At 60.4% G+C, this 25,007-nt stretch carries 23 protein-coding genes; 10 read left to right on the top strand and 13 right to left on the bottom strand.

All coding sequences use genetic code 11. The features are described 5' to 3' along the window. The first annotated feature begins 198 nt into the window (after positions 1 to 198). Positions 199 to 1,701 carry an exopolyphosphatase gene (gene ppx / locus AACY18_RS08015; protein WP_339430450.1) on the top strand — a complete coding sequence of 501 codons (1,503 nt, stop codon included), beginning with the start codon at positions 199 to 201 and terminating at the stop codon, positions 1,699 to 1,701. Between the two features lie 67 nt (positions 1,702 to 1,768). On the opposite strand, the gene ppk1 is transcribed toward ppx, so the two are convergent. Beyond that, the gene (gene ppk1, locus AACY18_RS08010) at positions 1,769 to 3,994 is read right to left on the bottom strand and encodes a polyphosphate kinase 1 (RefSeq protein WP_339430451.1); all 2,226 of its coding nucleotides are present in this window, start codon (positions 3,992 to 3,994) and stop codon (positions 1,769 to 1,771) included. 18 nt (positions 3,995 to 4,012) lie between these two features. Further along, complete coding sequence (gene hemB, locus AACY18_RS08005) at positions 4,013 to 5,026, bottom strand: porphobilinogen synthase (RefSeq protein ID WP_339430452.1); 1,014 nt, start codon at positions 5,024 to 5,026, stop codon at positions 4,013 to 4,015. A 207-nt stretch (positions 5,027 to 5,233) separates the two neighbouring features. Between hemB and AACY18_RS08000 the strand changes: the two genes are divergently transcribed. After that, positions 5,234 to 5,866 carry a DedA family protein gene (locus AACY18_RS08000; protein WP_339430453.1) on the top strand — a complete coding sequence of 211 codons (633 nt, stop codon included), beginning with the start codon at positions 5,234 to 5,236 and terminating at the stop codon, positions 5,864 to 5,866. Here AACY18_RS08000 and AACY18_RS07995 read toward each other — a convergent pair. Further along, on the bottom strand, positions 5,847 to 7,082 hold the full coding sequence (locus AACY18_RS07995) for a sterol desaturase family protein (RefSeq protein WP_339464648.1): 1,236 nt from the start codon (positions 7,080 to 7,082) through the stop codon (positions 5,847 to 5,849). The genes AACY18_RS08000 and AACY18_RS07995 overlap by 20 nt on opposite strands. A gap of 115 nt (positions 7,083 to 7,197) precedes the next feature. Here AACY18_RS07995 and elbB point away from each other — a divergent pair, with 115 nt between their 5' ends. Continuing rightward, positions 7,198 to 7,866, top strand: a complete 669-nt coding sequence (gene elbB, locus AACY18_RS07990; RefSeq protein WP_339430455.1) for an isoprenoid biosynthesis glyoxalase ElbB — start codon at positions 7,198 to 7,200, stop codon at positions 7,864 to 7,866. Between the two features lie 126 nt (positions 7,867 to 7,992). On the opposite strand, the gene AACY18_RS07985 is transcribed toward elbB, so the two are convergent. Further along, a complete protein-coding gene (locus tag AACY18_RS07985) occupies positions 7,993 to 8,448 on the bottom strand; it encodes a YaiI/YqxD family protein (protein WP_221730814.1) in 456 nt (151 codons plus the stop codon). A 42-nt stretch (positions 8,449 to 8,490) separates the two neighbouring features. Then, the gene (locus tag AACY18_RS07980; RefSeq protein WP_339464646.1) at positions 8,491 to 10,386 is read right to left on the bottom strand and encodes a cytochrome c/FTR1 family iron permease; all 1,896 of its coding nucleotides are present in this window, start codon (positions 10,384 to 10,386) and stop codon (positions 8,491 to 8,493) included. Between the two features lie 237 nt (positions 10,387 to 10,623). Between AACY18_RS07980 and AACY18_RS07975 the strand changes: the two genes are divergently transcribed. The 5 genes from AACY18_RS07975 (at position 10,624) to AACY18_RS07955 (ending at position 15,393) form a co-directional block, all read left to right on the top strand. After that, positions 10,624 to 12,033, top strand: coding sequence for a COG3014 family protein (locus tag AACY18_RS07975; protein WP_339430503.1), 1,410 nt, complete (start codon positions 10,624 to 10,626; stop codon positions 12,031 to 12,033). A gap of 204 nt (positions 12,034 to 12,237) precedes the next feature. Continuing rightward, on the top strand, positions 12,238 to 13,632 hold the full coding sequence (locus tag AACY18_RS07970; RefSeq protein ID WP_339430458.1) for a COG3014 family protein: 1,395 nt from the start codon (positions 12,238 to 12,240) through the stop codon (positions 13,630 to 13,632). A 15-nt stretch (positions 13,633 to 13,647) separates the two neighbouring features. Then, positions 13,648 to 14,022, top strand: a complete 375-nt coding sequence (locus tag AACY18_RS07965) for a YcfL family protein (protein ID WP_339430459.1) — start codon at positions 13,648 to 13,650, stop codon at positions 14,020 to 14,022. Between the two features lie 36 nt (positions 14,023 to 14,058). After that, positions 14,059 to 14,646 (top strand): penicillin-binding protein activator LpoB, encoded by a 588-nt coding sequence (lpoB, locus tag AACY18_RS07960; RefSeq protein WP_039757415.1) that lies wholly within the window; start codon positions 14,059 to 14,061, stop codon positions 14,644 to 14,646. Between the two features lie 3 nt (positions 14,647 to 14,649). Beyond that, positions 14,650 to 15,393 carry a penicillin-binding protein activator LpoB gene (locus AACY18_RS07955; protein WP_339464645.1) on the top strand — a complete coding sequence of 248 codons (744 nt, stop codon included), beginning with the start codon at positions 14,650 to 14,652 and terminating at the stop codon, positions 15,391 to 15,393. Between the two features lie 63 nt (positions 15,394 to 15,456). On the opposite strand, the gene AACY18_RS07950 is transcribed toward AACY18_RS07955, so the two are convergent. From AACY18_RS07950 to AACY18_RS07940, 3 genes are all read right to left on the bottom strand, one after another. Further along, complete coding sequence (locus AACY18_RS07950; RefSeq protein ID WP_221730819.1) at positions 15,457 to 16,089, bottom strand: LysE family transporter; 633 nt, start codon at positions 16,087 to 16,089, stop codon at positions 15,457 to 15,459. 108 nt (positions 16,090 to 16,197) lie between these two features. Further along, on the bottom strand, positions 16,198 to 16,779 hold the full coding sequence (locus AACY18_RS07945; protein WP_339430461.1) for a mechanosensitive ion channel family protein: 582 nt from the start codon (positions 16,777 to 16,779) through the stop codon (positions 16,198 to 16,200). Continuing rightward, the gene (locus AACY18_RS07940) at positions 16,779 to 18,689 is read right to left on the bottom strand and encodes an ATP-binding cassette domain-containing protein (RefSeq protein WP_339430462.1); all 1,911 of its coding nucleotides are present in this window, start codon (positions 18,687 to 18,689) and stop codon (positions 16,779 to 16,781) included. Before AACY18_RS07940 ends, AACY18_RS07945 begins: the two co-directional genes overlap by 1 nt. 50 nt (positions 18,690 to 18,739) lie before the next feature. On the opposite strand from AACY18_RS07940, the gene AACY18_RS07935 reads away from it, so the two are divergent. After that, the gene (locus AACY18_RS07935) at positions 18,740 to 19,204 is read left to right on the top strand and encodes a TIGR02444 family protein (RefSeq protein ID WP_339464644.1); all 465 of its coding nucleotides are present in this window, start codon (positions 18,740 to 18,742) and stop codon (positions 19,202 to 19,204) included. Here AACY18_RS07935 and AACY18_RS07930 read toward each other — a convergent pair. Further along, on the bottom strand, positions 19,201 to 20,289 hold the full coding sequence (locus tag AACY18_RS07930; RefSeq protein ID WP_339464643.1) for an AlgP family protein: 1,089 nt from the start codon (positions 20,287 to 20,289) through the stop codon (positions 19,201 to 19,203). The two genes, AACY18_RS07935 and AACY18_RS07930, sit on opposite strands and share 4 nt — an antisense overlap. Before the next feature lie 192 nt (positions 20,290 to 20,481). Between AACY18_RS07930 and AACY18_RS07925 the strand changes: the two genes are divergently transcribed. After that, positions 20,482 to 21,147, top strand: a complete 666-nt coding sequence (locus AACY18_RS07925; RefSeq protein ID WP_339430465.1) for an FKBP-type peptidyl-prolyl cis-trans isomerase — start codon at positions 20,482 to 20,484, stop codon at positions 21,145 to 21,147. Positions 21,148 to 21,203: 56 nt separating this feature from the next. Here the strand turns inward: AACY18_RS07925 and rsd are convergent, their stop codons facing one another. The 4 genes from rsd to AACY18_RS07905 all read right to left on the bottom strand — a co-directional run bounded on the left by rsd (position 21,204) and on the right by AACY18_RS07905 (position 24,993). Then, positions 21,204 to 21,662: a sigma D regulator gene (gene rsd / locus AACY18_RS07920; protein ID WP_339430466.1), complete on the bottom strand. Its 459-nt coding sequence runs from the start codon at positions 21,660 to 21,662 to the stop codon at positions 21,204 to 21,206. Positions 21,663 to 21,845: 183 nt separating this feature from the next. Beyond that, positions 21,846 to 22,397: a disulfide bond formation protein B gene (locus AACY18_RS07915; RefSeq protein ID WP_339430467.1), complete on the bottom strand. Its 552-nt coding sequence runs from the start codon at positions 22,395 to 22,397 to the stop codon at positions 21,846 to 21,848. A 218-nt stretch (positions 22,398 to 22,615) separates the two neighbouring features. Then, entirely contained in the window at positions 22,616 to 23,854 is a 1,239-nt protein-coding gene (locus AACY18_RS07910; protein ID WP_339430468.1) for a heme biosynthesis protein HemY, read from the bottom strand. Further along, positions 23,851 to 24,993 carry a uroporphyrinogen-III C-methyltransferase gene (locus AACY18_RS07905; protein WP_339430469.1) on the bottom strand — a complete coding sequence of 381 codons (1,143 nt, stop codon included), beginning with the start codon at positions 24,991 to 24,993 and terminating at the stop codon, positions 23,851 to 23,853. The genes AACY18_RS07910 and AACY18_RS07905 overlap by 4 nt, the downstream gene beginning before the upstream one ends. Between the last annotated feature and the right edge of the window lie 14 nt (positions 24,994 to 25,007).

The raw sequence follows: 25,007 nt of genomic DNA, 5'->3' as shown, positions 1-25,007 counted from the left end.
TTGCCTGTGATGCCCTGTTCGCGAGCAAGCCCGCTCCCACATTGGAACGCGGTCACCTGTGGGAACGGGCTTGCTCGCGAATGGCCACGCCGCGGTCTCAAGCTTTTATGCGCTGAATCAACGGTTTGTACCTTGCGCGTTGGCGTCAGCGTTTGATCGTGGCACGATGTCGGGGTTATCGACCGAGACCCCCTGACCATGCCGCAATCCCAAGCCAAGAATCTGTCCCTGATCGCCGCTATCGACCTGGGCTCCAACAGCTTTCACATGGTCGTGGCCAAGGCCCAGAACGGCGAGATCCGCATTCTCGAACGCCTCGGGGAGAAGGTGCAGTTGGCCGCTGGCATCAACGATGAACGCCAACTCAACGAAGAATCGATGCAGCGTGGCCTCGATTGCCTCAAGCGCTTTGCCCAACTGATCAACGGCATGCCACTGGGCGCCGTGCGCATCGTCGGTACCAACGCCCTGCGCGAAGCGCGCAATCGCCTGGAATTCATCCACCGCGCCGAAGAAATCCTCGGCCATCCGGTGGAAGTCATCTCCGGCCGTGAAGAAGCGCGCCTGATCTATCTGGGTGTGTCGCACACCCTCGCCGACACCCCGGGCAAGCGTCTGGTCGCCGACATCGGCGGCGGCAGTACCGAATTCATCATCGGGCAGCGCTTCGAACCGCTGCTGCGTGAAAGCCTGCAAATGGGCTGCGTCAGCTTCACCCAGCGCTATTTCAAGGACGGCAAGATCACCCCGGCCCGTTACGCTCAGGCGTACACGGCGGCGCGGCTGGAGATCATGAGTATCGAACACGCCCTGCATCGCCTGACCTGGGATGAAGCCATCGGCTCCTCGGGCACCATCCGCGCCATCGGCCTGGCGCTAAAGGCCGGCGGGCATGGTACTGGCGAGGTGAATGCCGAAGGCCTGGCCTGGCTCAAACGCCGACTGTTCAAGCTCGGCGATGTCGACAAGATCGATTTCGACGGCATCAAACCTGACCGTCGGGCGATTTTCCCGGCAGGTCTGGCGATTCTCGAGGCGATCTTCGACGCCCTCGAACTGCAACGCATGGATCATTGCGACGGCGCGCTGCGTGAAGGCGTGCTCTACGACCTGCTCGGCCGTCATCATCACGAAGACGTGCGCGAACGCACCCTGACCTCGCTGATGGAGCGCTATCACGTCGACCTGGAGCAAGCGGCACGGGTCGAACGCAAAGCCCTGCACGCCTTCGATCAGGTCGCTGTGGATTGGGAACTGGATGACGGTATCTGGCGCGAACTGCTCGGTTGGGCGGCGAAAGTGCACGAAGTCGGCCTGGACATCGCCCACTATCACTACCACAAGCACGGCGCCTACCTGATCGAGCACTCGGATCTGGCCGGGTTCTCCCGTGAAGACCAGCAAATGCTCGCACTGCTGGTTCGCGGCCACCGCCGCAACATTCCCAAGGACAAATTCGCCGAGTTCGGCGATGACGGTATCAAGCTGATCCGCCTGTGCGTGCTGCTGCGCTTTGCGATTCTGTTCCACCACATTCGTGGCACTCAGGCGATGCCGCAGGTGGTGCTGCATGCCAATGGCGACAGTCTGGAAGTGGAGTTCCCGGAACATTGGCTGGACGAGAACCAACTGACACAGGCGGATTTCGGGCTTGAGGCGGATTGGCTGGCCCGGGTCGGGATTGTCCTCACCGTGCACTGACACATTGAGCAGATACAAAAAAGGCGATCCCGAGGGATCGCCTTTTTTATTGCGCTTGAGCCGACGCTTAGCTGCTCACCGGCAAAATCGGGCTGCCCAACCGATCCAGCAACGTCGCCTGCGCACTGCGCGGGTTTTGGTTGCCGGTTGGCGTGTTGCGGATGTAGCGGCCATCCGACTGCAGGCTCCAGCTGTGGGTGTTGTCGGTCAGGTACAGCTCCAGCTCTTTCTTCACGCGAGTCAGCAGCTTCTTGCCTTCCACCGGGAAGCAAGTCTCGACACGCTTGTCGAGGTTGCGCTCCATCCAGTCGGCGCTGGAAAGGTACATCTGCTCCTCGCCACCGTTGAGGAAGTAGAACACGCGGGTGTGCTCAAGGAAGCGACCAATGATCGAGCGCACATGAATGTTGTGCGAAACCCCGGCGATGCCCGGACGCAGGCAGCACATGCCGCGCACCACCAGGTCGATGCGCACGCCTGACTGGCTGGCCTTGTACAGCGCGCGGATGATCTTCGGATCGGTCAGCGAGTTGAACTTGGCGATGATGTGCGCCGGTTTGCCGTCGAGCGCAAACTGCGTCTCGCGGGCGATCATGTCGAGCATGCCCTTCTTGAGGGTGAACGGCGCGTGCAGCAGTTTTTTCATGCGCAGCGTTTTACCCATGCCGATCAACTGGCTGAACAGTTTGCCAACGTCTTCGCACAAGGCGTCATCGGAAGTCAGCAGGCTGTAGTCGGTGTACAGGCGGGCGTTACCGGCATGGTAGTTACCGGTGCCGAGGTGCGCGTAACGCACGATCTCGCCGGCCTCGCGCCGCAGAATGAGCATCATCTTGGCGTGGGTCTTGAAGCCGACCACGCCGTAGATCACCACCGCACCGGCCGCTTGCAGACGACTGGCCAGTTGCAGGTTGGACTCTTCGTCAAAGCGCGCTCGCAACTCGATGACCGCCGTCACTTCCTTGCCGTTACGCGCGGCATCCACCAGCGCATCAACAATCTCGGAGTTGGCGCCGGAGCGGTACAACGTTTGGCGCACGGCCAGAACGTGCGGGTCTTTCGCCGCTTGGCGCAGCAGGTCGACCACCGGGGTGAACGACTCGAACGGGTGCAGCAGCAAAATATCCTGCTTGCTGACCACGCTGAAAATGTTCTCGCTGTTTTGCAGCAGTTTCGGGATCTGCGGCGTAAACGGCGTGTATTGCAGCTCCGGATGGCTGTCCAGACCGGTGATGCTGAACAGACGCGTCAGGTTGACCGGGCCGTTGACCTGGTACAGCTCGGTCTCGCTCAGGTTGAATTGCTTGAGCAGGTAGTCCGACAGGTGTTTCGGGCAAGTATCGGCAACTTCCAGACGCACCGCATCGCCGTAACGCCGCGAGAACAGCTCGCCACGCAGGGCGCGGGCAAGGTCTTCGACGTCTTCGGAATCGAGCGCCAGGTCGGCGTTCCGGGTCAGGCGGAACTGGTAGCAGCCCTTGACCTTCATGCCCTGGAACAGGTCATCGGCGTGAGCATGGATCATCGACGACAGGAACACATAGTTGTCGCCCGCGCCGCCGACTTCTTCCGGCACCTTGATGATTCGCGGCAGCAAACGCGGCGCCGGGATAATCGCCAGACCGGAGTCACGACCGAAGGCGTCAATGCCTTCGAGCTCGACGATGAAGTTCAGGCTCTTGTTCACCAGCAACGGAAACGGGTGCGTCGGGTCGAGGCCGATCGGGGTGATGATCGGCGCGATCTCGTCGCGGAAATAACGGCGCACCCAGGTTTTGATCTTGGTCGTCCAGTGGCGGCGACGGATGAAGCGCACCTGGTGCTTTTCCAGCTCAGGCAACAGGATGTCATTGAGGATCGCGTACTGACGGTCAACGTGACCGTGTACCAGCTCACTGATCCGCGCCAGCGCCTGATGCGGTTGCAGACCATCGGCGCCGGCCTGTTCACGGGCGAAGGTGATTTGCTTCTTGAGGCCAGCGACGCGAATTTCGAAGAATTCGTCGAGGTTGCTGGAGAAGATCAGCAGGAACTTCAATCGCTCCAGCAACGGGTAGGACTCGTCCAGCGCCTGCTCCAGCACGCGGATGTTGAACTGCAATTGCGAGAGCTCGCGGTGGATGTACAGGCTGCTGTCATCCAGGCCCGGAATAGCGATCACCGGCGCTGCCGCAGCGGGTTCGGCGACCGGCGCGGGTGGCGCAGGCTCGAGTTCCGGTGGGGTTTCGGTGATCTGCTCCACCACCGGCTGAGCTTCTTTTACTGCAACTTCAGTGAGTCCTTCGGTATTCATTGAATGTTCCTGGGAGGGCTATTTCTGCTCTCGTAACAATTGAGCGGCGCGGACAGCAAAGTAAGTCAGGATGCCATCAGCGCCGGCACGTTTAAAGGCGGTCAGTGATTCGAGAATCACCGCCTCGCTCAACCAGCCATTCTGGATCGCCGCCATGTGCATGGCGTATTCGCCGCTAACCTGATAGACGAAGGTCGGCACTTTGAAGGCATCTTTTACCCGCAAAAGAATGTCCAGGTACGGCATGCCGGGTTTGACCATGACCATGTCCGCGCCTTCAGACAAGTCCGCACCGACTTCGTGCAGCGCTTCGTCGCTGTTGGCCGGGTCCATCTGATAAGAGGCTTTGTTCGCCTTGCCCAGGTTCGAGGCCGAACCCACGGCATCGCGGAACGGGCCGTAATAGGCGCTGGCGTACTTGGCCGAGTAGGCCATGATCCGCACGTTGACGTGGCCGGCGATTTCCAGCGCTTCGCGTATCGCCTGAATGCGCCCGTCCATCATGTCCGATGGCGCGACTACCTGAGCGCCGGCCTCGGCGTGCGACAAGGCCTGGCGCACCAGTGCGTCGACGGTGATGTCGTTCTGCACGTAGCCTTCTTCGTCGAGAATGCCGTCCTGACCGTGGGTGGTGAACGGATCGAGCGCCACGTCGGTGATCACGCCCAGTTCCGGGAAACGAGCACGCAGAGCGCGAGTGGCGCGCTGGGCGATACCTTCAGGGTTCCAGGCTTGGGCGGCGTCGAGGGATTTGAGTTCTGCGGGTGTAACCGGGAATAACGCCACTGCCGGAATGCCCAGTTCGACCCATTGGGCGGCTTCTTCAAGCAACAGGTCGATGGTCAAGCGCTCTACACCCGGCATCGAGGCCACTGCTTCGCGACGATTTTCACCGTCAAGCACAAAGACTGGCAGGATCAGATCATCGACCGTCAGCACATTTTCCCGCACCAGCCGACGCGAAAAATCATCGCGGCGATTGCGACGCAGGCGGGTGGCGGGGAACAAACGGTTGGCAGGGGTAAAGCTCACGGCAGACTCCTGAGCCCGCGCAAACGGGCGAGCGTGACAGTTATAGACGGCCATTATGACCAACAGATGACAGTTGTGTGAGACCTGTGACAGGTAGGCGTATTCCATTCTCAGTGTAGGAATTGTTCACGTCGAGACACATCTCGATACTTTCCTGAATGTGTCCGAAGGGGTAGGCTGCGCGTTCATTTCGCCAGCACCCAGACAATGCTCCAACAATTTCTGCATGACTTCGGCTACTTTGCCCTTTTTCTAGGCACGTTCTTCGAAGGCGAAACCATCCTGGTGCTCGCAGGCTTCCTCGCGTTCCGCGGTTACATGGACATCAACATCGTGGTGGTCGTGGCGTTCCTGGGCAGCTATGCCGGCGATCAGCTGTGGTACTTCCTCGGCCGCAAGCATGGGCGCAAATTACTGGCGCGCAAACCGCGCTGGCAACTGATGGGTGACCGCGCGCTGGAGCACATTCGCAAGCATCCTGATATCTGGGTCCTGAGCTTCCGCTTTGTTTACGGCTTGCGCACAGTGATGCCGGTGGCGATCGGCCTGTCGGGGTATCCGCCGGGCCGTTACTTGCTGCTCAACGGCATTGGCGCGGCGATCTGGGCCACTGCGCTGGCCGCGGCGGCTTACCACTTCGGAGCGGTACTGGAAGGCATGCTCGGCAGCATCAAGAAGTACGAGCTGTGGGTACTGGGTGCATTGCTGATACTGGGCGTTGGCCTGTGGCTGCGTCGCCGCTTCAAGAATGCTCGTCTGGCGAAGAAGATCTACGAAGACGAGCAACTCCAGAAAGCTCAATTGGCCAAATCAGCGGAGCCTAAGACGCCAGCCGAGTAAGTCGCAGGCGACACACGTACAGCCCGATGCCACTGAGCAGGCTGTAACTGAGCACGCCAGCCCACGCCACCGGGCTGGCCGGCCAAAGCCCAACCAACGGCGCCAGCCACACCAACGCCAGGTTCGATGCCAGCCGCAGCAGCTCGACCTTCAGCGCCCACGGCCGATTCTCCAGGGCCACGCCCAACGCAAACACACCGAACGCCACAGCCCCCCAGCCGAGTATCAACGCGGCGACCGGCAAGCTGCGTTCCAGATTCATCAAATAACTGCCCAGCGCGATATAGACGCCAAACTGAGCCACCACATACCACTGCTGGCGGCTGTCGATCGACACTTCAAACTTGCGGAACTGGCTCAAGTCCGGCTTGTTCATCGGGTACCTGGCCGCGACATCCGCTGGCCGCCACCCAGTGCGCATGAACCAGATCCGCAGCTTGTCCCATTTGCGCTCGGCACGGCGCGCGTCGTTCCACAACTGCGCATAAAACTGCAGATTGGCCCACAGCGGATTCCAGCTCGCCAGCGGCGTGGTCACGCCAAAAATCACCGGTTCGTTGTCGTCCTCTTCCTGAAACGTGCCGAACAACCGATCCCAAAGAATGAACACCCCACCGTAGTTGCGATCCATGTAGAGAGCATTCTGTGCATGGTGAGCCCGATGATTGGACGGCGTGACGAAGAACCACTCGAACCATCCGAGCTTGGGGATGTGCCGGGTGTGCACCCAGAATTGATAAAGCAGATTCAGCGCCGCAACGCTGACGAACACCAGCAGCGGCACGCCGAACACGGCCATCGGCAGGTAGAAGATCCAGCTCAGCAGAAAACCGGTGCTGGTCTGGCGCAACGCCGTCGAGAGGTTGTACTCCTCGCTCTGGTGATGCACCGAATGCGCGGCCCAGAGGATGTTTCGCTCATGGCCCATGCGGTGCAGCCAGTAATAGCAAAAGTCGTAAAGGACGAAGGCCAGCACCCAGACCCAAACGCTGTCCGCCGGCAGCCTGAGCAGCGCCAGATGTTCCAGGGCAAAAGCATAGGTCAACAGCCCCACGCCCTTGGTCAGCAGGCCGGTGGTGGTGGACAGCACGCCGGTGCTGATGCTGTTTACCGCATCGGCCAGGCGATAGTGGCTGACCCCACGCCAACGGTCAGCGATGAGTTCAACCACGATCAACACGAAGAAAAACGGCACCGCATAGAGAATGAAGTCCATGACGCGTCCTGACGGGAAACCTTAGGACAGATCCTAGGCTTGGCCGCCCATTAACCCTATGGCAACGCGCGACAAATTAGTGGACATTTAGCGCCATGAATCTGGAGAGAAACCCATGAGCAAAAAAGTTGCAGTGATCCTGTCCGGCAGCGGCGTGTACGACGGCGCCGAAATCCATGAAAGCGTCATCACCCTGCTGCGCCTCGATCAACGCGGCGCGCAGGTGCAGTGCTTCGCCCCCGACATTGCGCAATTGCATGTGATCAATCACCTGACCGGCGAAGAAATGCCCGAGTCGCGCAATGTGCTGGTCGAATCGGCGCGCATCGCCCGCGGCAACATCAAGGACATCCGCCAGGCCGACGTTGAAGACTTCGATGCCCTGATCGTGCCGGGTGGTTTTGGTGCGGCGAAAAACCTGTCTAACTTCGCCATCGAAGGCGCCGGCTGCACCGTGCAGCCAGACGTGCTGGCCCTGGCCGAGGCATTTGCCGAAGCGGGCAAACCGGTAGGGCTGATCTGCATCTCGCCGGCACTGGCCGCAAAAATCTATGGCCCTGGCGTGACCTGCACCATCGGCAACGATGCCGACACCGCCACAGCGATGAACAAGATGGGCGCCAGCCACGAAGAGTGCGCGGTGGGCGACATCATCGAAGACAAGGCGCGCAAACTGGTGACCACCCCGGCTTACATGCTGGCGCAGAACATCAGTGAAGCGGCGTCCGGGATCAACAAACTCGTTGACCGCGTACTTGAGTTGACCCACGAAAACGACGTCTGAGCCTGACTGCAAACAAAACCTGTGTGGGAGCGGGCTTGCTCGCGAAGGTGTCGTATCAGCCAACTTTGAGTTGAATGACTCAGCGCTTTCGCGAGCGAGCCCGCTCCCACCGGGTCAGTGCAGGACTCAGGTTTTGCGGGTGAGCCGGGTCAGAATCCGGTCCAATGCATTGGCAAACGCCTGCTTCTCGCGATCACCAAATGGCGCCGGGCCGCCGCTCATCTGGCCCTGTTCACGCAGATCGGTGAACAGGTTGCGCACCGCCAACCGCTCGCCCATGTTCTGTGCATCGAACTCCTTGCCCCGCGGGTCCAGCGCCGCCACGCCCTTTTTCACCAGCCGATCGGCCAGCGGAATGTCGCTGCAGATCACCAGCTCACCGGGCACGGCGTGCTCGACCAGATAATCGTCCGCCGCGTCCGGGCCGCTCGGCACCACGATCAATTTGACGATGGCCAACCCCGGTTTAATCTGCGGCTGCCCGGCCACCAGCACCACTTCGAACTGGCGCTTGAGCGCGAACTTCACCACCAGATCCTTCGCCGCCCGTGGACAGGCGTCGGCATCGATCCAAACACGCATCATCTATTCCTCATCCCGCGAGTGTGAGCGCAGCGAATGCTGTTAAGCGGCTACACGCTTGCTCTCAGCCCTGCGACTGCGGCTGTACAGCACAACAATCGCGACCATCGCCACCGCCTGCGCGGTCAGCGAATACGCATCGGCATGAATGCCCAGCCAGTCGAAATCAAAGAACGCCACCGGCCGCGTACCGAAGATCCCAGCCTCCTGCAACGCCTTGACGCCATGCCCGGCAAACACCACCGACAGAGCGCACAGCAGCGCAGCATTGATGCTGAAGAACAACGCCAACGGCAACTTCGCCGAACCACGCAGGATTACCCACGCCAGACCGACCAGCAGCACCAACGCTGTCGCGCCACCGGCCAGTACCGCGTTGTGTCCGGCCGGGCCGGCTTGCAGCCACAGGGTTTCGTAAAACAGGATCACTTCGAACAGCTCGCGATACACCGAGAAGAACGCCAGGATCGCAAAGCCGAAACGCCCGCCCCCACCGACCAGACTGCTCTTGATGTAATCCTGCCAGGCCGCTGCGTGGCGGCGATCGTGCATCCACACGCCGAGCCACAACACCATCACGCTGGCGAACAGCGCCGTAGCGCCCTCAAGCAATTCGCGTTGCGAGCCGCTGACATCAATCACATACGCCGCTAACGCCCAGGTACCGAGGCCGGCCAGCAATGCCAGGCCCCAACCGACATTGACGCTACGCACCGCCGATTGCTGGCCGGTATTGCGCAGGAACGCGAGAATCGCCGCCAGCACCAGAATCGCTTCCAGGCCTTCACGCAGCAGGATCAGCAGGCCGGAAATGAAACTCAGCGACCAGCTCAGGCCATCGTTACCCAACAGGCCGGCAGACTCCTTGAGCTTGGCCTTGGCCGCGTCGAGACGCTGTTCGGCCTGTGCCACCGGCAAACCGTCCTGCAACGACTGCCGATAAGCCATCAGGGATTTTTCAGTGTCCTTGCGCACGTTGGCATCGACGTTATCCAGCGAACTCTCGACCAGTTCGAAACCTTCCAGATACGCCGCCACCGACAGATCGTAGGCCTGATCGTGTTCGCCGGCGCGGTAGGCCGCGAGGCTCTTGTCCAGCGTCGCTGCGGTGTAGTCGAGCAACTGCGCCGGGCCACGCTTGACCTGCGGCGGCTGCGCACGCTGGGCGCGGAACGTCGCGGCGGCTTGCGGGCCTTCAGCGATCTGCACTTCGGCCGGAGTCTGGCGGGCCAGGTCGGCGATGTTATAGGTTTTCTCGGCTTTGGCGGCCAAGGCATCGGCGCTGAGCCCGGCGACATAGGTCGCCATGTCCCAACGCTGGCGGTCGTCCAATTGATCGGCAAAGGACGGCATGTCGGTGCCTTCGACGCCTTGACCGAGGGTGCTGTAGATCGCGTACAGACTCAGGTGGTCCAGACGTGCGGCATCGCGCAGGTTAGCCGGGGGCGGCACCAGACCAACACCGGCCGGACCATCGCCGGCACCGGTTTCACCGTGGCACACCGAGCAATGCTGGGCGAAGAGCGGTGCTGCACGCGCCGGATCGGGGGTGATGACCGGTGCCTGGCTGACTTCATAGGCCGCGGCCAGCTTCGCACCCAACTGCCGCGCCTGACGGGCAACGTCCGCGCCGTTCTGCCGTGCGGTGACGGCTGCACGCAAGGCAATCACGCCTTGTTCCAGTCCTGCCTTCTCCGGTTTGCCAGGCAACTCTGCGATCAGCCCCTGCAACACCTGAATGAATTCCAGCTGCTCGCGATACTCGGCGTCGTCGATGACCTTGCCCGCGTCCACCGTCGGCGGATAGTCGGCACTGATGTAATCGAGCATGTGCAGGGCTTGCGGCGCGCCTTCCACCGTATCGGCCAGCAGGTTGGAGCAACTCAGAGCGCACAACGGGAACAACAGCCAGGCCAGAAAACGGGACGGCGCAGTCATGAACGAATCTCAATTGGTAATACGAAGTAACACATTGTTCACTCCCAATGAGATTCACTCAAGCTTTGTCGGCGCTACGGTCGTTTTTTAACGTAACCACCTGCACTTCGAGCGCGACATGCCGGGCTTGAGGATACCGCGGGCAATAGTGTCGCTGGTCATATGCCCCGGCCTCTGCAAACCGCCACTATAATGCGTCACCTCGCCGCCCCGACGTTCAAGGAAGATGCTGTCTTGATGCGCCATTGCCTGCCGTTTTTTCTGTTGTTCAGCGCCATCGTGCACCTGAGCGGTTGCGCCGCTTACCGCGATTACGATTCGGAGATGCAGCAGACCATCGATGAGATGGCCAAGGGCGAACTCAACGAAGCGCTCTACCTGTTGGAGCTGCACAATCCCTGGGAAGACAAGGATCTGCTGTATTACCTGGAAAGAGGCGCCATTCTCAGCGCCGGCACGGCCTTGCCGCAAAGTCAGGAAGCCTGGCGCACGGCTGACCGGATGATTTTCCAGCGCGAAGAGGCCAACCCATCCGGCGCCATGAAGCTGCTGACCCGGTTCGGCAACGAAATGGGCACGATGCTGGTCAATGACAAGTTGCTGCGCTACGAAGGCTACGACTACGAAAAAGTCATGCTGACCACAGAGATGGCCCTCAACCAACTGGCGGAAAACGATTTCGACGGTGCGCGTGCCGACATCAAGAAAACCCACGAGCGCGAAACCCTGATTGCGCGTCAGCGGGAACGGCAATACGAAGAAGCTGAAGAGCAGGCCAAGAGCCAGGGAATCACGTTGCATTACAAGGATCTGCAAGGCTATCCGGTTGCCGTCCTCGACGCCCCGCAAGTGGTTGAACTGAAGAACGGCTACCAGAGTGCGTTCAGCCATTACCTGGCGGGTTTCACGTATGAAGCCTTGGGTGAACGCGGCCTCGCGGCACCCGGTTATCGGCAGGCTATCGAATTGCGTCCGGGTGTGCCGTTTCTCGAAAAAGCCTTGCGTAATCTGGACAAGCCCCCGCCGGCAGCAGATGAAAGCGAGGTTCTGGTCGTTGTCCAGGCCGGGTTTGCTCCGGCGCGCAGTTCGGTGCAAGTGCCGATCCCGGTGCGGTTGAACGAAAACCTGACGATTGTCGCGCCGATCTCGTTTCCGGTGATGCTGCCCGATACCATCACACCTCCTGTACCGAGCGTGCTCGTCGACGGACAACAATACCCGTTGACGATGATCAACAGCGTTACTGACATGGCCATGCGTACCTTGCGCGATGACATGCCGGCGATCATTTCTCGCGCTATGTTCCGCGCCAACATGGCCGCCATCAGCCAGGCTCAAGAGAACGAACGCAATCCGGCCAAGGCTTCGCTGGTAGTCACCGAGCATGATCCTTTCGAAGAGGCTGACACGCGGACCTGGCGCACACTGCCGGACAAAACCCTGGTCGCCCGGCTACGTCTGAAAAAAGGCCTGCATCGCGTTCGCTTTCCGTACTTCCGTGCAGAGGACGGGTTCACCGTGCGCGTCGATCAGCACCATCAAGTGCTCAATCTGCGGGTATTCATGGGCAAGAACTACTACGTGGGGTCTACGCTGGTGCTACCCGAAGCACCAGCACCTACGAACGTTGGCAGCGCCGGGCAGTAATGGCACCTAACTAACCAGTGAAATTAAAAAGCTATTACATAGCCAGCACCACACGCCTATAATGCCGCGCCCGCGCTATCGCGATGCGGCATTAAAGCTCCTCTGGTTATGAGGAATTGGCAGGAGGCCAACGCCACTGTCGATGGGTCACACCAGCCCGACCAGCATCCGCGGCTGTAGCTACTCCAGGGAAGAAGTACCCCCATGGCATTCCGCGCCCCTACTCTGATCGCGCTCAGCGCTATCACTCTGCTGTCCGGCTGTTCGGCGTTTCGCAACTACGACTCCGAACTGGCCCAGACCAACCAGCAACTAGCTTCCGGCAACGTCGATGCCGCGCTGACCCTGCTGGAAAAGAACAACGCCGGCCCAGACAAAGACCTGCTCTATTACTTCGAAAAAGGTGAATTGCTGCGCGCCAAGGGCGACCTGTCCGGCAGCCAGAATGCCTGGACCAGCGCCGACCAGGTGGTTGGTCAGTGGGAAGACTCGGTCAAGCTCGACACTGGCAAATATCTGGCCCAGTTCGGCAGCTTCATCGTCAATGACAAAGTGCGCCGCTACGAAGGCTACGACTACGAAAAAGTCATGCTGACCACGCAGATGGCCCTGAACCTGCTGGCGGTCAATGACTTCGACGGCGCACGCACTGCAATCAAGAGGACCCACGAACGTGAAGCGGTGATCGCCGACCTGCGTGACAAGGAATACCTCAAGAGCGAGGAAGAGGCCGAGAAAGAAGGCATCAAGACTCAGTACAAAGACCTGCAAGGCTACCCGGTCGCCAGCCTCGACGCACCGGAAGTGGTCAGCCTGAAGAACAGCTACCAGAGTGCGTTCAGCCATTACCTGGCCGGTTTCGTCTACGAAGCCCTGGGTGAAAAAGACCTGGCTGCGCCGGGCTACCGCAAAGCGGCCGAACTGCGCCCGAACACCCCGCTGCTGGAACAGGCGCTGGTCAACCTCGACAAGCCGACCAAGAGCGACGACAGCGACATCCTGATCGTGGTGCAAAGCGGTCTGGCGCCATCGCGCGACTCCATCCGCGTGCCGCTGCCACTGCCAATTTCCAACAACGTGGTGATCACGCCTTTGTCGTTCCCGATCATCAAACCTGACACCTCCACCGCGCCGTTCGCACAGATCGGTGTCGACGGCCAGCAGGTCAACCTGACGGCCCTCAACAGCACCACCGCCATGTCCCGCCGTGCTCTGCGCGATGACATGCCGGGGATCATCCTGCGCACCACCGTGCGTGCGATCACCAAAGGTGTGGCGCAGAAGAAAATCAACGAAACCAACCCGCTGGCCGGTCTGGCCGTCGGTATCTCTTCAGCGGTGCTCGAAGGTGCCGATACCCGTACGTGGCGCACCTTGCCGGACAACACCCAAGTGGTGCGTCTGCGCTTGAAGAAAGGTGAACACCAAGTCACCCTGCCGAGTGCCGTAGGCGGTTCAGTGGTCAAGGTCACTGTTGATCAGCGTTATCAGGTGATCAGCCTGCGCGCCGTGGGCAATCAGGTGTTCGCCGGCGGTCTCGCCGCCCACGTGATCCCGAGCGCCGGCGCGACCAACGTCGCCAGCATCAAACAACCTTAAGAACGGAGTCTTTGCATGCACTTCAAACTCATCGCCGTTGCCGCCCTCGCCTTGTTGGCCACCGGCTGCGCTACCCCGCCGCCACCGGAGCCGGGCAGCGCCGCGAGCAAGGTCGTGGCCATGGGGCCGCAGAAACACATCGTCGTCGGCGCCATGCGCGTCGCGCGCGAAAACGGCTTCATGACCGTCAACGTGCAGTTGAGCAACACCCTCAACAGCAACAAGACGTTCTACTACCGCTTCGCCTGGCTCGGCCCGGAAGGTTTCCCGATTGCCGAGGAAGAAGTCTGGAAAAGCCAGATGATGTACGGCGCGCAGACCAGCTTCATCCAGGGCATCGCCCCGACCCCGAAAGCCGTGGACTTCCGTCTGGAACTCAAGACGCCTTAAGCCCGACCCACTCTTCCTGTTTTAGAGAGCATTCCCATGTTTGCACGCTTTTCCTGCATCGCCGTCATCGCCCTGCTGGCCTCCGGTTGCGCCAATACTTCGCCGACCCTGGGCAGCAAGAACATCAGCTACGGCGACACCAAAGCGGTTGAAACCGTGACCAACGAATTCGGTTCGACCGACCTGCAAATGATCGCCGAGTCGATGACCCGCTCCCTGGCCCAGTCCGGCATTCTGCAGGGCCGTCCGGTGGTTCAGGTCTACGACGTGAAGAACAAGACCAGCGAGTACATCGACACCCGCGAAATCACCACCAGCATCAAGACCCAACTGATGAAGACTGGCGTTGCGCGCTTTGCCAGCGACAACAACGCGATGCAGAGCCAGGTTGACCAGCTCAAGCTGCAAAACCAGAGCGGCCTGTACAAGAAGAGCACCGTGGCCAAGACCGGTAACATGATCGCCGCCAAGTACCGCATCGAAGGCTCGATCAGCTCGATCGTCAAGCGCAGCAGCGATTACAAGGACGTCTTCTACAAATTCAGCCTGCAATTGATCGACGTTGAAAGCGGTCTGGCCGAGTGGATGGACGAAAAAGAGATCCGCAAAACCACGGAGCGTTAATCGATGCGCACATGGATTGGCATGATGGCCCTGGCTTGCGCGCTCAGTGTGCAAGCGGCCCCGAAAGTCGCGGTGACGGATCTGGCGTACCAGGAACGTGTGGAGCAATACATCCACATCGTTTCGGCGCAGAGCAATTACCGCGAGGGTTACTACAGCTCCAGCGGTTCTTCGAACTACAACGAGCTCGAAGCGACCACCAGCTACATCGAACAAACCGAACTGCGTAAATTCACTGGCGACATCAAAGGTGAAATCCTGCGCACCGGCATGTTCCAGCTGGTGCAAGGCACGCCGTACACCGCGTCGTCCAAGGGTGACATCTACGACGTGATCAAGCGGATCAAGGCCGGTAACTTCAAGGGCGCCGACTATGTTCTGTTCGGTACCGTGTCGGACATCGACTTCACCCAGGACATGAACGAGCTGGCGCACACCGACAGCTATTCGGCAGTGCTGGGCCTGACGTTGGTGGCGGACTTCAGCCTGATCAACACCAAGACCTTTGAGATCACGTCGGCCTTCACGGCGATGGGTGAAGCGCAGGACACCAAACTGGTGAACCACCGCGACATCAAGATCTCGCTGAACCGCCCACGGGTGGTGCGTGAGGTGTCGAAGGCGCTGGGTGAGGACGTGGCCGGGCAACTGAGCCAACAGCTCGGCGGTGGCGGTTACGAGCAGCCGCGCGAGCCGCAGCCGCGCAACAATCTGCCGCGTGATACCGCGCCGGTGATTTTGCGCTAAAACCCCCTGCCACAAATGAAAAAGGCGACCTCAATAGGTCGCCTTTTTTATGCCTGCGGGTTTTTAAACCGCTGCTTTGCGCAACGTCGCCATAAACGCCGCCGCACCGATGAACAGCCCGGCAAACGTGCGGTTCATGCGTTTCTGCTGTTTGGGCGTGCGCAGCAACCGCAGCACTTTCGACGCCAGACCGGTGTAGCCGGCCATGACGATCAGATCGACGCAGATCATGGTCGCGCCGATCACCAGATACTGGATCAGCAGCGGTGCGTGGGGATTGATGAACTGCGGCAGCACCGCCAGCATGAAAATCAGTGCCTTGGGGTTGCTGATGTTCACCAGAAAACCACGGAACACCAGTGCCAGCGGCTTGCCGATCGGCCGCACCGCCGCGTCATCACTCATGTCCATGGGCAGCGCGCGCCATTGCTTGATCGCCAGATAAACCAGGTAGGCCACACCAAACCATTTGATCGCATGGAACGCCGTAGCCGAGGCGGTGAGGACTGCGCCGACACCGGCGCCGACAATCGCAATCTGCACCGCGAGGCCGATTTGCAGGCCGAGGGCATTCCAGTAACCACGCCAGAAACCGTATTGCAGACCGCTGGACATCGACGCAATGGCGCCGGCGCCCGGGGACAGACTGATCACCCAGCAGGCGGCAAAGAATGCCAGCCATGTTTGAAGCTCCATCGCACACCTCGACTCGGACTCGTACCAAACGTGCAAATTAATGTGGTTTCAGGCGGATGACTATCGTTTTTTTGTAGGAGGTTACGGACGCAACCCCGTATTGGCGGGCTACTTCTCGAAACTGCTCGAAGCAAACACATCACTGCCGCGCCAGCGCCGCACGGAACGCTGGAAGAACAGACTGTTCGGCACCTGCACCATCGCGCTACCCGTGCCCAATTCCTCAGCCTCGATCAGCGTGGTGTAGAGCAGATTGATCGCCACCACCCGGCCTTTGACACCGGGCTTGTCGGTGGTGTCCACCAACTCGACCACATCACCGAGCCGAAACGGCCCGACGGTAAAGATCAGAATCGCGCAGAGCAGATTCGACAGCACACTCCACATTGCGAAGAACGCCACCGCCGCCACCGCGACGAATCCCGACAGCGCCGTCCACAACACCGTGGCCGATACGCCAAGGCGCTCAAGCACGAAGATCAGCGCACTGCCCATGATCAGCCAGCGCAAGCCACCGCGCAGCGGCATCAGCAACTGCGGCGGAAACGGATAGCGCTCACCCAGACGGGTCAGGCATTTGGCGACAAAGCGCTGGGCGAGGTAGCCGGCCAGCAGGATCAGCAGAATCTGCACGCCGAGCCAGATCGGCTCGACCCACATGGCCGGAAGCGACAGCCTGAACGCGTCCATCAGGACAGCGCCTCCAGCTCCGCCTGCATGCTTTCCAGCGTCTCCAGGGCTTGCATCCACGCCTCTTCCAGCTCGGCTTCGCGCACTTTCAGTTTGGCCTGCTCGGCCAGCAGATCACGCAATTCGTTCTTGCGCGCGGGCTCGTAGATGTCGCTGTCGCCGAGGCTGGCATCGACCTTGGCCAGTTTCTCGTGGAGCTTGCCCAGTTCGGCTTCAAGCTTGTCGGCTTCACGCTTGTGCGGTGCCAGTTGCTGACGCAACGCAGCAGCGGCCTGGCGCTGGGCCTTCTTGTCGGTTTTGTCCGGGTTGACCGGGTTGTTGCTGACCGGCGCGTTGCGCTGACGGTATTCGACCAGCCAACGGGCGTAGTCTTCGAGGTCGCCATCGAACTCCTCGACCTTGCCGTCCGCGACCAGATAGAAGTTATCGGTGGTGCTCTTGAGCAAATGCCGATCGTGAGACACCACCAGTACCGCGCCACTGAATTCCTGCAACGCCATGGTCAGCGCCAGGCGCATTTCCAGGTCGAGGTGGTTGGTCGGTTCGTCGAGCAGCAACAGGTTCGGGCGTTCCCAGGCGATCAACGCCAGGGCCAGACGGGCCTTTTCGCCACCGGAGAAATTCAGCACCGGCTCATCGATCCGCGCACCACGGAAGTCGAAACCACCGAGGAAGTCGCGCAGGGTCTGCTCGCGCTCGGTTGGCGCCAGACGCTGCAAGTGCAGCAACGGGCTGGCCTTGGAATCGAGCGAGTCGAGCTGGTGCTGGGCGAAATAACCAACCACGGTGTTCTCGCCACGAGTCAGACGCCCGGCCAGCGGTTCGAGCTCGCCGGCGAGGTTCTTGATCAGGGTCGATTTACCGGCGCCGTTCGGGCCAAGCAGGCCGATGCGCGCACCCGGGGTCAGTTGCAGCTTGACCTTCTCCAGGATGGCTTTGTCGCCGTAACCCAGACGCGCATCGGACAGATCGATCAGCGGACTGGAAATCTTCGTCGACTCGCGGAACACGAAATCGAACGGCGAATCGACGTGGGCCGCCGACAGTTCTTCCATGCGCTCCAGCGCCTTGATCCGGCTCTGGGCCTGACGGGCCTTGGTGGCCTGGGCCTTGAAGCGGGCGATGTAGCTTTCCATGTGCGCACGTTGCGCCTGCTGCTTCTCGTAGGCCTGTTGCTGCTGGGCCAGACGCTCGGCACGGGCGCGTTCGAACGCGGTGTAGCCGCCACGGTAGAGGGTCAGTTTGCGCTGATCGACGTGAGCCACATGGTCGACGACTTCGTCGAGGAAATCGCGGTCGTGGGAAATCAGCAGCAAGGTGCCCGGGTAACTTTTCAGCCACTCTTCGAGCCAAATGATGGCGTCGAGGTCCAAGTGGTTGGTCGGTTCGTCGAGCAGCAGCAAATCCGACGGACACATCAAAGCCTGCGCCAGATTCAGACGCATCCGCCAGCCACCGGAGAAATCGCCTACCTGGCGATCCATCTGTTCGTTGGTAAACCCCAGGCCAGCCAGCAGCTTGCGGGCTCGGGCATCGGCGGTGTAGCCGTCGGCGCTGTCGAGCTCGGCGTGCAGGCGGGCCAGCGCCACGCCGTCATGGGCCGCTTCGGCCGCGGCGAGGTCTCGCTGCACTTCGCGTAGACGCAGGTCGCCATCGAGCACATAGTCGACCGCCAGGCGTTCGAGCGTGTCGACCTCCTGACGCATGTGCGCGATCCGCCAGTCGGCCGGCAGCAGGCAATCGCCCGAGTCCGGGTGCAACTCGCCGCGCAGCAAGGCGAACAGGCTGGATTTGCCGGCGCCGTTGGCGCCGATGAGGCCGGCTTTGTGGCCGGCGTGCAGGGTCAGCTCGGCGTCTTCTAGCAGACGTTGCGGGCCACGCTGTAAAGTCAGGTTCTGAAGTCGGATCATAATGGCGGCGGAGTCTACCAGCTTCGCTCACAACTGGCGCGAGTAGCACGATGTCCTCTGACCTGTGGAGCTTTTCCCTTGCCACCTACGCCCGCCCGGGCGTGGAAAACACCTGCCTGCACATGCAAGCGGCGGGCACCAATGTCTGCTTGCTGCTTTGCGGCCTATGGCTGGAACAACGCGGGGTGACCTGCAGTGAGCAACGCGTGCGGCAACTGCAAATGGTGGTGGAGCCTTGGGACGCGGAGGTGGTGCAGCCACTGCGTGCATTGCGCACTCAATGGAAAAGCCTGGCGAAGGAAGATCCGGTGCTCAAGGGGCTGCGCGATCAAATGAAGGCGCTGGAGCTGGAAGCCGAACGGCATCTGCTGTGGCAGTTGGAGCAAACGGCGCTGGACTGGCCGTTGCATGACGCCCCAGGGGCGGGAGAATGGCTGGAGAGCCTGGCGACAACCGCCGCCAGGCTGAACCGCGACGCGCTGCAAAGGCTGCGCGTCGCGGCAGCCGGCACTTAGGAAGCGCTGGTCGGGTTGCTGGTGCTGCTCGACGCAGCGGCTGGCGTTGGTGCGGTCGTGGTGGTCGAAGCACTGGCGGCCGACGAGGCCGGGGCTGTCGGCGCAGCAGGCTTGGCAGCCGCAGCGGTTGCCGGTTTTGCAGCGACTGGTTTGGCAGCAACTGGTTTTTTCACGGCAGGCTTGGCAGCCGGTTTGGCTGCTGGCTTGACGGCAGCAGTAGCCGGTTTGGCGGCGGGTTTAACTGCTGGTTTTGCAGCTGACTTGGCGGCGGGTTTCGCCGCAGCTTTGGCAACTGGTTTGGCTGCTACCGGTTTAGCGGCAGTCCTGGCAGCAGGTTTTGCAGCTGCCGGTTTAGCAGCCGGTTTTACCGCAGCTTTGGCAGCCGGTTTAGCGGTTGGTTTTGCTGCTGTGGGTTTAGCTGGAGCAGCTTTGGCAGCGGCTGGTTTTACAGCGGCTTTCGCAGCAACGGTTTTGGCCGCAACTGGTTTTGCAGCAGTCGTTTTTGCAGCGCTTGCCGCAGCCGGTTTTTTCGCCGCAGGTTTCGCAGCCGCTTTCACAGGTGCTTTTGCAACCGGCTTAGCTAGCGGCTTTGCAGCGGGTTTGGCTGCAGCCGTTTTCGCCGGTGCTTTGGCAGCGACAGGTTTGGCTGCTGCTTTCTTCGCAGGTGCTGCAGCAGGCTTCGCTTCACGGGAAGACAGAACCTTGGCCACTGCTTCTTGCACACGGCCAACACCCTGGGCCAGTTTCAGGCTTTCCTGAGCATCGCGCTTGAGTTGCAGAATGTAGTTGCGAGTGTCGGACTGACGTTCTTTCAGAGCATCGAGCAGTTCTTCGAGTTCTTTCACTGCGCCTTTGGCTTTGGTCTGTGCCTTGGCTTTACCGGCGGCAGCAGCGTCCTGCAATTTGGTGCGCGACTTGTGCAGTTTTTCTTGCGCCTTGCCGCGTTGCTTTTCCAGTTTGGCGAGCAGTTTTTCAGCATCAGCCAAGGCTTGGGAGCAAGCGTTTTCCAGATGCTCGAGCAAGCTGCCCGAGAGTTGTTGGAGTAAGTGCAACGGAGTGTTTACAGGCTTCTTGGTGGCCGACATGGTTTACCTCCTGGCTGACGTGAGTGCGGCTCATACTAGACCTCTGCTGCTACCGCCGCTAGGTCATCTTGACAGTAAGGAAAGCGCTGCGTTGCACCGAAGTGAAAATGTTCTGCGTTAAGTCAAAAGCAGTTCACCGTTGCAGACGTTCGCGCTGGCATAATCCACCGCATCTCAGGTCGGAGAGTGCCTATGTCGCGCTACCTTTTTTTATCCCTCTGCATGATTTTTTCAGCGGCCCACGCCGACGAAAAAACCACCGCGAACGACGCTCATGATCTGGCCTACAGCCTCGGTGCCAGCCTGGGCGAACGCTTGCGCCAGGAAGTCCCACAGTTGCAGATCCAGGCGCTGGTGGACGGCTTGCAACAGGCCTATCAAGGCAAGCCGCTGGCGTTGAGTGAAGCGCGGATCGAACAGATTCTGGCCGATCATGAATCGCAGAATGCCGAGCACGCCGCGATGCCTACGAGCGACGCCGCGATGGAAAACGAGCAGCGCTTTCTGACCGCCGAAAAAGCCAAACCGGGGGTGAAGGAACTCGCCGACGGCATCCTGCTCACCGAGCTTGCGCACGGCACCGGCGCCAAGGCTGGTCCCGATGGAAAAGTGCAGGTGTTGTATATCGGTCGTTTGCCAGACGGCACGGTGTTCGATCAGAACACTCAGCCGCAATGGTTCAACCTCGACAGCGTGATTGCCGGTTGGCGCACCGCTTTGCAGAACATGCCGGTGGGTGCCAAATGGCGACTGGTGATTCCATCGGATCAAGCCTATGGCGCCGATGGTGCTGGCGACTTGATCGCGCCATTCACACCACTGGTGTTTGAAGTCGAATTGCGCGGTGCGACGAGTTGATCAGGCATAAAAAAACGGTGCGCTTTGGGCGCACCGTTTTTTATTGAAAAAGCCAATCAGGCCTGAACCGGATCCTCTGTTTTGTGTGCGGTATGCAGCACTTCAATCAGGCAGTCTTCCAGCTCGAAGCGTTCGTGAAGCAGTCCACCGAGCTCCTTGAACTTCTCTGCAACGCATTTACCGTCATCGCAAAGATCGTTGAACGCGAGGAGTTTTTCAGTGATGACATCAATGCGCGGATAGATCCTTTCGGCGAGTTCAAGACCGCGAGTGTCGCCGAATGCCTTGGCCTCACCGGTCAACTGTTCGTAGATTTCGAAGTGTCCAGCCGATACGTAGTCGACCAGCACGCCGCAGAACTCCTGCAAGGGTTTGCGATTCTCGGACAACGCCTGAGGCTCCGCACCGAGCTTGTCGTAGGCGCCAATCAGCTCCTCACGCTCTTGCAACCAGCGGTCGATCAGCAGATGAACTCCACCCCAACGTTCCTGAGCATTCTGACAACTTTCGAGCATGGCGATCTCTCTTCCCTTGTGGGTCATGCTGCTCTACACCCGCGTCCCGCTTTTGGTTTTGGCTTGGGGGACGGCCGGGCAGAGCGTCATCGAGCAACATAAATCCAATGACACGTGGGGGCCAGATTATGCCCGCACGCCTGTGGCTTCAAGGTACGCAGGAGATAAAGTTCATACAAGTGTTTAATCCCTGATCAGCTTCCGGTGCGACGCTTCGCCGCCGGGCGGTCGTTGCAGAGCACTCCAGACCAGCCGCAACAATTGATAAACGGCAAGAATCGACACCGCTACAAAGAACAACAAACTCCACTCCGGGATACTCAGATCGAACAGGGTCCAGGAGATTTCGGCGCAATCGGCACCGCCGTTAAACATCTTTTGCAACGCGCAGATCCACGGCAAAGCGCTGAACATCGTTTCCGGCGGCGGGGCACAATTGAGCATTTGCAGCACAGGATCACTTTGAATCAATACTTGCCGCCAGGCCGCTGTGGTGCCCCCCAGACTCGCGCCCAGCGCAAACAGCCAGTAGAGCCACAGACCGACACGTTTGGGACCGTGCACCGCCGCCAGACCACAAGAGGCGCACAGCAGCGTGAGGAACAGGCGCTGCACCAGGCATAGGCTGCACGGCGTCAGGCCGACCGCGTATTCAAGATAATAGGAAGCTCCCAGAGCAAAGGCCCCCGCAGTGAAAGCCATGAAGAACAAGGAGCGTGAGCAGGCCAACGACATGGCTTTTCCGTAACAGTAGAGACAGACGGTTACGGTAGAGGAAAGCGTGTCAGCCTTTCAAGGCAACGCCCTGCCGACAGTTCACCAGATGTGTAGGGAAAACCCGACAGGTTCGAGAGGAATAGGTGTAGTCCACTGTAGGACTTTGCCCCTGACGCGCCTTGAAGTTAAATTTTCGGTCGCCAAACGGGAACGAGGGAGCGACCTCCCTCGTGACTTCAGACGTGCGCCGGGACCGGCAGAGGCGCGGCCAGCAGGCGCTCGTCCAGCAGCCCCAGTCCTTCCTGAAACAACTGATTGCTGCGATCAGTGTCGCCCAGTTGCGCAAGCAGGCGCGCCAGTTCCGCACAGGCTTCCGGATTGCGCTGCACACGCAGGCTGCTTTCCAGATAATCCCGCGCCTTGCCCCATAGACTGGTTTGCAGACACAGACGCCCCAACGTCAAGAGCAGGCCTGGATCGTTCGGATGATCCTTTAGCCAGCCTTCAGCGGTTTGCAATTGACGCGCCGGATCGCTGCCGCGAACCAGGCCATAAAGACGTGCCAGATGGCTGTCGTAATTGCGTTTGAGGGCCGTACGCAGCACTTCTTCTGCCTCCACCTGAGCACCTAGCTGACGCAATTGCTCGGCGTAAGCCAACACCAGCGGCGACTCCTGGCGCTGCGCCGAAGTCAGTTGCTGCCAGGCGCGATTGAGGGACTGCAGGCCCACGGAGCCATCCTCTTCGCGCTGTGCAGCCAACGACAGGTTCTCACCCCAGGCACGGCGTTCCAGTTCAGCCAGCTCGGCGCGTGGCAGGACTTTGTCCTTGCGCAGTTCAGGCAGCAATCGAATCACCGCGGACCATTCGCCGCGCTGTTGATACAGGCGCTGCAACTGGCGCAGCGTCTGCACATTGTGTGGATGACGCTCGTGCATCGCTTGCAATGTCACCAGCGCGCCGTCGGTATCGCCGCGGTCGGTCTGCAACTGTGCATGACTCAGAGCAATCGCCAGCTCAGCTTGTGGCTGACGCTCCAGAGCGCGCTCCAGCAGGCCATCACAATCCTCGTAATTGCCTTGTTCGTTGGCCGCGCGGGCAGCACCGAGATAGTAAAGGAGAGGCTGGCGCTCGGCTTCGGCAGCACGATACAAATGACGCTGAGCACTGGCCCAGCGACCTTCTGCCAGATCCAGTTGGCCATGCTCGATTGCCACCTGTACCCGCCGACTGCGGTTGCGCCGCGACCATGGATTGACCACGCCACTGGACGTCATGACCAACTCGACCAACGCCTTGATGCCCCAGACCAGCAACCACAACACCGCGATCAGCGCCAACGTCGCCCACAGACTCGACTCGTAGCGGAAGGACTTGTAGGCCACCAGCACGTAACCGGAATGCTCGGCAATCGCCAGGCCCAATGCTGCCGTCGCGGCGATCACCAGAAACACGATCACATACAGACGTTTCATGGTGTGGCCTCCTGCGCGGTGTTGGCGGCAGGTTTGGCGAAGGGTTTCACCGATTCCTCGGCGTTGACAGTGCGCCGCTCCAGATAGGCTTGCACCGCACTCAGGGTGCCGGTCAGATCCGGGGTGTTGACCGTGACCGGCTCCTTGCTCAGCTCGGCAACCTGCTCAAGCATCACTTTGCTTTGCGGATTGTCCGGGTTGAAGTTGCCATGTAACACGTCCCGCGCCTCGGTCAGCGCCTGGCTGTACACCGGCGCCTGACCATTGAGCGCCGCCCACTGCGCCTGTTCCAGCGCCAGGCTCAGCGCCAGGCGCACCTGGCTCAGGCTCTGCCCGGCCAGCAGTGGCTTCACATTCTTGTCAGCGTTGAAATCAATACGAATGTAGCGAGAGACCTCATCCCACCACTGTGCCCAGCGACTGGCGCCGTCACCATCGGCCGTCAGACCGAGCAGCGACTCGCCGCGATCCTTGTACTCCGGGGCCAGTTCGGTAAGGCCGATGACCTGATCACGCAGCGCACCCAGACGCAGGAACAACCCGGTGCGATCCGGCTGCTCGGTGCTGCGCAATGCGACGAGGGTTTTGGCCACTTGTTCACGAGCAGCGAAAGAGCCGGGGTCGTTTTGCTCGCGAAGAATTTCGTCGGCGCCCTGCACCAGGGCTTGAGCGCTGCTGATGTCCTGCAACGCCGAAAGACGCAGGCTGGCCAGACGCAGCAGGTGTTCGGCCTCGGCCAGACGCCAATCCTTGCGACTGGCGCCAAGGACGGTTTCCAGACGTTGACTCAGTCGTTGCTGATCACCCTGAAGCTGAGCCACCAGCCGCTGGCGATCAGCAAGTTCGTCGGCGCCCGGCAACTGCGCGAGACGCTCGCTCAGCCGCTGCTCGCTGAGCTTCAGGCTCTGCGCTTGATCATTCAACGCCTGGACCTGACCCGACTGCTGCTCAGTGTTGGTTTGCAGGTGACGCACCTGCCAGACACCCCAACCACCGATCGCAACACCGGCAGCACCGAGCAACAGGGCGACGATGGCCAGTCCATTGCCTCGGCGCGGCTCTTTGGCCGGCGGTGGGGTTTCAACCTGCTTTTCAAGCACAGGCTGGACGTCATCTTTAGGCAAGGCTGTTTCGCTCACGTATCCATCCTTTG

The organism is Pseudomonas sp. EA_65y_Pfl2_P74 (assembly GCF_963970575.1).
In the GTDB taxonomy this organism is placed as follows: Bacteria; Pseudomonadota; Gammaproteobacteria; order Pseudomonadales; family Pseudomonadaceae; genus Aquipseudomonas; species Aquipseudomonas baetica_A.
The sequence above is the reverse complement of the archived record's forward strand: the minus strand, read 5'-3'. Positions and strand labels throughout refer to the sequence as shown.